The following is a 7,750-nucleotide window of genomic DNA, read 5'->3' on the forward strand; positions in this document are numbered from 1 at the left end:
GCCGCTGTGCCGCGCGACTGCGGTCGCGGACCTCCCCCCGGCGGCCGGACCCGGGCACCGCCATAGACTGAGCGGTGCCCGTGAAACCGGACATGACCAGGGAGCCTTCGCAGTGTCCAAGATCTCCCGCGACGAGGTCGCGCACCTCGCCGGCCTGGCGCGGCTGGCTGTCACCGAGGCGGAGCTCAACACCTTCGCCGGCCAGCTCGACCAGATCCTCGATGCGGTGGCCAAAGTGGGCGAGGTCGCTGCGGACGACATCCCGCCGACTTCCCACGCCGTGCCGGTAACCAACGTTTTCCGCGAGGACGAGGTGCGGCCGGGCCTGTCGCGTGAGCAGGCGCTCGCCGCGGCGCCAGCCGCCGAAGAGGACCGGTTCCGCGTGCCGCGGATTCTCACCGAGGAGGCCTGATGACGTCGACCGCATCCGGTGGCAGCCTGACCGGGCTGACCGCATCCGAGCTCGCCGCCAAGCTGCAGGCGGGCGAGGTCACGTCGGTCGAGGTGACGCAGGCGCACTTGGACCGGATCGCCGCCATCGACCCGGAGGTGCACGCCTTCCTGCACGTCGACGCCGACGGCGCGCTGGCCGCCGCGCGGCGGGTCGACGAGGACCGCGCCGCCGGGAACGTCACGTCGCCGCTGGCCGGCGTGCCGCTGGCGCTCAAGGACGTGCTGACCACCACCGACATGCCCACCACTTGCGGCTCCAAGATGCTGGATGGCTGGGTCCCGCCGTACGACTCGACCGTGACGCATCGGCTGCGCGAGGCGGGCGTGGTCATCCTCGGCAAGACGAACATGGACGAGTTCGCGATGGGCTCGTCAACCGAGAACTCCGCGTACGGCCCGACCCGCAACCCGTGGGACCTGGAGCGCATCCCCGGCGGTTCCGGCGGCGGTTCGGCGGCGGCGTTGGCCGCGTTCGAGGCGCCGCTGGCGATCGGCACCGACACCGGCGGCTCGATTCGCCAGCCCGGCGCGGTGACCGGCACGGTCGGCGTCAAGCCGACCTACGGTGGGGTCTCCCGCTACGGCCTCGTCGCGTTCTCCTCCTCGCTGGACCAGCCCGGCCCCTGCGCCCGCACGGTGCTGGACGCCGCGCTGCTCCACGAGGTGATCGCCGGGCACGACCCGGCGGACTCGACCTCGATCAACCAGCCGGTTCCGCAGGTCGTCACCGCCGCAGAGCAGGGCGCTTCGGGCGGCCTGCAGGGCGTGCGCGTCGGCGTGGTCCGCGAGTTCTCCGGCGACGGTTACCAGCCGGGCGTGCAGCGGGCCTTCGACGCCGCCGTCAAGCAGCTGTCCGCGCTGGGTGCGGAGGTCATAGAGGTCTCCTGCCCGCACTTCACCTACGCGCTGCCGGCGTACTACCTGATTGCGCCGAGCGAGTGCTCCTCCAACCTGGCCCGCTTCGACGCGATGCGCTACGGCCTGCGCGTGGGCGACGACGGGGCGCGCAGCGCGGAAGAAGTCATGTCGCTGACCCGCGAGGCCGGGTTCGGGCCCGAGGTGAAGCGGCGCATCATGCTCGGCACCTACGCGCTGTCGTCGGGCTACTACGACGCCTACTACGGACAGGCGCAGAAGGTGCGGACGCTGATCATCCGCGACTTCACCGCCGCCTTCGAGCAGGTCGACGTGCTGGTGTCGCCCACCACGCCGACCACCGCGTTCAAGATCGGCGAGCGCGTCGACGACCCGATGGCGATGTACCTCGCGGACCTTTGCACCATCCCGTCGAACCTGGCCGGCAACGCCGCCATGAGCGTCCCGTGCGGGCTGTCCGATGAGGACGGTCTGCCGGTCGGGTTGCAGATCATGGCCCCGGCGATGGCCGACGAGTGGCTGTACCGGGTCGGCGCGTCCTACGAGGCGGCGCGCAACGCGAGCCAGGACGGCCCGCTCATCAACCGTGTTCCCCGGCTGGAGGTCGCGCGATGAACCCGAAGATCAAGGCAGCGTTCCAACTCGCCTCCGTGCTCTCCGCCGGCCTCGGGCTGCGGGCGAGCTTCCGCGCGGCGCGGGAGAAGAACGACAAGCTCGCGCTGGCGGACGCGATCATCACCGCGCTCGGCCTGATCACTGGCACCGCCCTGGCCGTGCGGGCCCTGCGCAAGGGGGAGGACGAGAAGTGACCGCCGTCGCCGAGATCATGGACTACGAGGAGGTCCTCGCGCGGTTCGACCCGGTGCTCGGGCTCGAAGTGCACGTGGAGCTGTCTACCCGGACGAAGATGTTCTGCGGCTGCGCCAACGCCTTCGGCGCCGAGCCGAACACCCGGGTCTGCCCGGTGTGCCTGGGCCTGCCGGGCTCGCTTCCGGCGGTCAACGGCAAGGCCGTGGAGGCGGCCATCCGGATCGGGCTGGCGCTGAACTGCCAGGTCGCCGAGTGGTGCCGGTTCGCCCGGAAGAACTACTTCTACCCGGACATGCCGAAGAACTTCCAGACCTCGCAGTACGACGAGCCGATCGTGCACGACGGCTACCTCGACGTGGTGCTGGACGACGGCGAGATCTTCCGGGTAGATATCGAGCGGGCCCACATGGAGGAGGACACCGGCAAGTCCTCGCACATGGGCGGCAGCACCGGCCGCATCCACGGCGCGGAGTACTCCCTGCTGGACTACAACCGCGCCGGGGTGCCGCTGATCGAGATCGTCACCAAGCCGATCGTCGGCGCCGGGGAGCGGGCTCCCCAGGTCGCGCGCGCCTACGTCACGGCGCTGCGGGACCTGCTGCGCGCGCTGGACGTTTCCGACGTGCGGATGGACCAGGGCTCGCTGCGCTGCGACGCGAACGTGTCGCTGATGCCGAAGGGCGCCGCGGAGTTCGGCACCCGCACCGAGACGAAGAACGTCAACTCGCTGCGCAGCGTGGAGCGCGCGGTGCGCTTCGAGATGCAGCGGCACGCCGCGGTGCTGGCCTCCGGCGGCTCGATCCTGCAGGAGACGCGGCACTTCGACGAGTCCACCGGCACCACGTCTGCGGGCCGCCGCAAGGAGACCTCTGAGGACTACCGCTACTTCCCGGAGCCCGACCTGGTGCCGATCGCGCCGTCCCGCGAGTGGGTCGCGGAGTTGGCCAAGACCCTGCCTGAGCTGCCGTGGGAGCGGCGCAAGCGCGCGCAGGAGGACTGGGGACTGTCCGGCGAGGAGCTGCGCGACCTGGTCAACGCAGGGGCGCTGGAACTGGTGGCGCAAACCGTCGACGCGGGCGCGCCTTCCGGCGACGCCCGGTCCTGGTGGGTTTCGTACCTGGCGCAGCAGGCCAACACCCGCGGCGTCGAGCTCGCCGACCTAGAGATCACCCCGAAGCAGCTAGCTCGGGTGATCGCACTGGTCGCCGAGGGCAAGCTGACCAACAAGCTGGCCCGGCAGGTCGTCGACGGGGTGCTCGCCGGTGAGGGCGAGCCTGACGACGTCGTCGCGGCGCGCGGCCTGGAGGTCGTATCCGACGATTCGGCGCTGCAGTCCTCCATCGACGAGGCGCTGGCGGCGCAGCCGGACATCGCGGACAAGATCCGCGGCGGCAAGGTTCAGGCGGCGGGCGCGATCGTCGGCGCGGTCATGAAGGCCACCAGGGGCCAGGCCGACGCCAAGCGGGTCCGCGAGCTCGTCCTCGCGGCCTGCGGTCAGTAGCGGCGTCGGAGGCGAACTGCTGAGAACCGAAGTGGGGAACCGGAACTTCCGGTTCCCCACTTCGCATTTCCCACCGGGTCCGCAGTTTCAATTGAAACTGCGGACCCGGCCGCGCGTGGGCGCAGTTTCAATTGAAACTGGGTGGTGGGTTCGGCGGGCCATGTAGCCGCCGACGACGTAGAGCCAGTCGGATCCAGCCGCGTTCGCGGCTTCGCCGATCCCGCCGATAGCCGTCCGGGCGCACCAGCACCAGCACCAGCGTCCCGGCGGTCACGTCGTGACGCGCCAAGCGTCCACATTGAATTGATCGATGCGGTGGACGTGCATGTCGGCGGTAATCGCGCTGCACCAGGCCTCGCTGGTCGACCAGCGGTTCGCAGACCGGCCGTCGACGATGCTGGAACCAGGTCTCCGGCACTTGGCGGAGCACCTGCGCGGCACGTCGGAGGAACCGGAGGCCAAGGCGCTGCGCTGTCCTCGCGCTGGCACCAGTTCGCCTACGCGGTCATGGTCGAGCGGAGTCCGCGAGCCGGAGGTCTGACCGACGCAATCGCCATCGAACTGCTCACCGACCTGCTCGACCGGGGCCTCAACGGCGAGCAGCCGCGTCCATAGCGGACCCGGTTCCGCAGGCCTTGAGCTGGCGAAGCGGAGCCGTTCAGTCCTTGCCCGCGGAGCCGCCCGACGGGGGCTCGATGCGCAGGGCGCGGTCGTCGCTGGAGATCGGGCGGCCGCCGTCCTTGTTCGCGGTGCCCAGCCAGATCAGGCCGTCCGGGCCGAGCGCCGCCGCGGAGAACCGGCCGTAGGTGTTCTCCATGACCTTCGTCGGCTGCCCGGTGAAGGTGCCCTCCGGCGCCGGGTGCAAGGTGTACAGCGCGGCGGCATCGCGCAGCGCCACCACCACCGTCGCCGGGTCGGCGGCGCAACCTGCCACACCCGGCCGCTCCGCCCAGGTCCACGCCGGCGAGCCCAGCGGCTTCCCGAGCCGCACCCGGTACAGGGCGTCCTGGCCGTCGCTGCGATCGGTCACCCAGTACATGCCCTGCGCGGGCGTTCCGCACAGGCCCCCCGGTTCGGTCAACCCGCTGGCGACCACCGGCGACTTCGGATCCGGATTGCCCACGGCCGGCTTGCCGGAACCGTCGATGCGCAGCACTTTGCCCGCCAGCGACTGCGGATTAAAGGCGCTGGCCGGGCTGCCCGCGTTGCCGGTGGCGATCAGCAACGAGCCCTGGCCGTCGTAGAGCATCGCCCCGGCGTTGCCCATCGAACCCTTCGGGATGCCGGTCAGCACCGGCTTGGGCCGGTCCCCGGCCGCGATCCGCAAGACCTGGTTGTCGTTGCTGGTCGTGACGTAGGCGTAGAACAGCTCGTCCTCGTGGTAGGTGGGGGACAGCGCCAGCCCGGTGAGCCCGCCGCCGCCACTGGGATCGACCGGAATCCGCGCCAGCTCAACGGGTTTCGTGCCGCGCTGGACGCGCAGTACCCGCCCGGTGGCCCGCTCGCCGACCAGCGCGCCCTGACCGTCGGGCAGCACCGTGATCGCGCCGACGGGGTCCAGGCAGGTGGCCACTACGGCAGGATCGGGATCCTCGCAGCCGACCGGCGCGTTGGGCTGCTGCGGTGAGGTGCCTGGTCCCGGCGGCGGGGGCTCGCTCTCGAACGACGGCTGCGGACCGGCCTGCGGCTCTAGCGACGGAGGGTCGCCCCAGGGCCTGTTGTGCTCGTCGGGGAATTGCGCGCAGCCCGCCAGCAGCGTGCCGAGCACGGCGGTCATGCCCAGCAGAAGACGACGCGTGCGAAACGAGACTGCCACGACGCCCGAGCCTATCGGCCGAGGGGTAAACCCCGGGTGAGGACGTGCGCGAACCGCCTCCCCCCGTGTCGGCGCCGCATTTCGATGAGCGTTTTCCAACCTCATCTTGAGTTGCGGTGCGAGTAGCGGAACCTCAGCGGTCGACTGTGGGATCCCGGATTCGTGTATGGACCAAAGAAAATCGGGTCTTGGATTTCCATTGAAATTGCAGGGGGTCAACATGGCAGCGAGGTTCCAGGATACCTAACCCCGTTTTTCACCTGATCGGGTTCTCGGCTCGGCGGCGGGGGCCTGGTTCCGGGAGCGGCAGCCGGATGCGGCGCACCGGGGGCGGTGGCGGGTCGATACCGAGGCGGGCGCACTCCACCGCTTCGACCCGGCGCAGCAACAGGGCCAACTCCTCGCGCACCACGTCGGGGGCTTCGAACGGGACGAAGTGCGCCGTCGACAGCACCCGCACCCGCGCTTGCGGTAGCGCCGCGACCGCCTTGGTGGTGCCTGAGCAGTCCGACAGCAGATCGTACCGTCCGGTGAGGACGGTCAGCGGGCAGCTCAGCCCGGCCACTTGGGTCCGGGCCGAGGCGCTCCAGGCGAGGCTCAACGCCAGGTGCCACTGCCAGTCCTCGTGCAGCAGCTGCCGCATCACGGCCGCGGCGACCGCCCGATCCGTCTCGGGGGGCAGCAGGCCGCTGCATCGGACTAGCTGCGCTGAGAAGTCCGTGACCGGCAGTCGCGACGTGATCGACGAAAGCAGGCCGCCGACGAGCCGCAGCGAGGCGGAACCGCCGACCGCGAGCAGCCGCCGGGCGAGTTCCGGCACGCCGAAGGCGGCCAGCAGCGCTTCCGCGCCCGCAGTCGGCGGCCCGGCGAGCAGCATCAGCCCGCGGATTCGGTCCGGGAACCGCCGGGCGAGCTCGACCGCCACCACCGTGCCGGCGGACCAGCCGACGACAGTGCAGTCCTTCACCTCGGCGTCGTCGAGCACCGCCAGCGCGTCGCCGACGTGATCACCCAGCGTGGTCCCGAGGTTGCGGTTCGGGGTCCAGCCCATCGTCCGAGCCGACGAATCCACCGGCAGCAACTCAGGCGCCCCACTGACCTCAGGACACACCAGGACCGCCTGCGAAGCCGCGATCCCCTGCGGGGAACCCCAGCTTCGAGACGGCATGCCACCTGCAGAAACGTCGAATTCTCGAAACACCTGATCGGCCATCGGACCATTTTCCCCCAGCCGGTGTTACGCAGTATCGAACAAATCACGTGGCGAAAAGCTTTGCCGGAAAGGCTCGCACGTTGGGGCGACCATGCCCTAGCCTCGTCCGGCGTGAGGATTCACGACGATCGCCCCGGCGGTGGGGGCGGCTACCCCGACGATCGAAACTACGGCGCGCACGCCCAGCAGCCAGGGGCAAGCACGCAGGGTGCGCCGAGCGCGAAGAGTGCACCGAGTGTGACTAGTGCACCGAGTGTGACGAGTGCACCGAGTGTGACGAGTGCATCGAGCGTGAAGAGTGCGCAGAGCACGCAGAGTCTCGGTGCGCAGAAATACGCCTACTACGACGACGATGACGGCTACAGCGACGCCGAGGCCACGTCCGTGGTCGATCGGCGCGCTGCTGCTCCGTCCGACTACTACGACGAGATCGGCGACCCGCGCAAGCCGTTCGGCTGGAACGCGGGCACCGACCTCGGCCTGCTGATTCTGCGGCTGGCGCTGGGCGGAATCTTCCTCGCACACGGCGCGCAGAAGCTCTTCGGCGTTCTCGACGGCCCGGGACCCGACGGGTTCGCCATGGCGCTGAGCAAGATGGGCTTCGAGCGCAGCGCCGCGCTGGCTCTGGTGACCGGCGGCACCGAGCTCGGAGCCGGTGCGCTGCTGGTGCTCGGCCTGTTCACCCCGCTAGCCGCCGCCGGGGTCGTCGGCGTGATGGCCAACGCGATCTTCCTCAAGCTCGGCGCCGGTTTCTTCGCCGCCACCGGTGGTTTCGAGCTGGAGGCGACGCTAGGCGTGCTGGGTCTCGGGTTGATGTTCACCGGGCCCGGGCGGGTCGCCCTGGACTACGGGCGGGTGTGGTTCCGCCGCCCGCTGCCCTTCGGCTTCATCAGCCTGATCACCGCGGGCGCCGTATCGGCGGCGGTCCTGGTCCTGTTCCACCGCCCCTGACCGGAACACGCGAAAACGGGCCCGCACCTCTTTTTGGCGGGTTCTAGCGATCCCCGCAACACCCTGGATTTCAGGGAGTTGCGGGGATCGTGGTTTCTGGAGAGTTGAGGGCGAGGTTCTTCGAGGCCCT

8 protein-coding genes are annotated in these 7,750 nt (G+C 70.2%); 6 read left to right on the forward strand and 2 right to left on the reverse strand.

The annotated features are described in order from the left end of the window. The first annotated feature begins 112 nt into the window (after window positions 1–112). The 5 genes from gatC to ACWDKQ_RS26625 all read left to right on the forward strand — a co-directional run bounded on the left by gatC (window position 113) and on the right by ACWDKQ_RS26625 (window position 4,181). On the forward strand, window positions 113–412 hold the full coding sequence (gene gatC / locus ACWDKQ_RS26605) for an Asp-tRNA(Asn)/Glu-tRNA(Gln) amidotransferase subunit GatC (protein ID WP_450141495.1): 300 nt from the start codon (window positions 113–115) through the stop codon (window positions 410–412). Then, window positions 412–1,944: an Asp-tRNA(Asn)/Glu-tRNA(Gln) amidotransferase subunit GatA gene (gatA, locus tag ACWDKQ_RS26610; protein WP_450141496.1), complete on the forward strand. Its 1,533-nt coding sequence runs from the start codon at window positions 412–414 to the stop codon at window positions 1,942–1,944. The genes gatC and gatA overlap by 1 nt, the downstream gene beginning before the upstream one ends. Continuing rightward, the gene (locus tag ACWDKQ_RS26615; protein WP_450141497.1) at window positions 1,941–2,138 is read left to right on the forward strand and encodes a hypothetical protein; all 198 of its coding nucleotides are present in this window, start codon (window positions 1,941–1,943) and stop codon (window positions 2,136–2,138) included. The genes gatA and ACWDKQ_RS26615 overlap by 4 nt, the downstream gene beginning before the upstream one ends. Next, complete coding sequence (gene gatB, locus ACWDKQ_RS26620; RefSeq protein WP_450141498.1) at window positions 2,135–3,640, forward strand: Asp-tRNA(Asn)/Glu-tRNA(Gln) amidotransferase subunit GatB; 1,506 nt, start codon at window positions 2,135–2,137, stop codon at window positions 3,638–3,640. Before ACWDKQ_RS26615 ends, gatB begins: the two co-directional genes overlap by 4 nt. 325 nt (window positions 3,641–3,965) lie before the next feature. Next, window positions 3,966–4,181, forward strand: coding sequence for a hypothetical protein (locus tag ACWDKQ_RS26625; protein ID WP_450141499.1), 216 nt, complete (start codon window positions 3,966–3,968; stop codon window positions 4,179–4,181). A 117-nt stretch (window positions 4,182–4,298) separates the two neighbouring features. Here the strand turns inward: ACWDKQ_RS26625 and ACWDKQ_RS26630 are convergent, their stop codons facing one another. Together ACWDKQ_RS26630 and ACWDKQ_RS26635 are read right to left on the reverse strand one after the other, a co-directional pair. Continuing rightward, entirely contained in the window at window positions 4,299–5,456 is a 1,158-nt protein-coding gene (locus ACWDKQ_RS26630) for a PQQ-dependent sugar dehydrogenase (protein ID WP_450141500.1), read from the reverse strand. Window positions 5,457–5,712: 256 nt separating this feature from the next. Further along, window positions 5,713–6,624, reverse strand: a complete 912-nt coding sequence (locus ACWDKQ_RS26635; RefSeq protein ID WP_450141501.1) for an alpha/beta fold hydrolase — start codon at window positions 6,622–6,624, stop codon at window positions 5,713–5,715. Between the two features lie 336 nt (window positions 6,625–6,960). Between ACWDKQ_RS26635 and ACWDKQ_RS26640 the strand changes: the two genes are divergently transcribed. Beyond that, the gene (locus ACWDKQ_RS26640; protein ID WP_450141502.1) at window positions 6,961–7,620 is read left to right on the forward strand and encodes a DoxX family protein; all 660 of its coding nucleotides are present in this window, start codon (window positions 6,961–6,963) and stop codon (window positions 7,618–7,620) included. The last annotated feature ends 130 nt before the right edge of the window (window positions 7,621–7,750 follow it).

The sequence above is a fragment of the Saccharopolyspora sp. NPDC000995 genome, assembly GCF_053599315.1.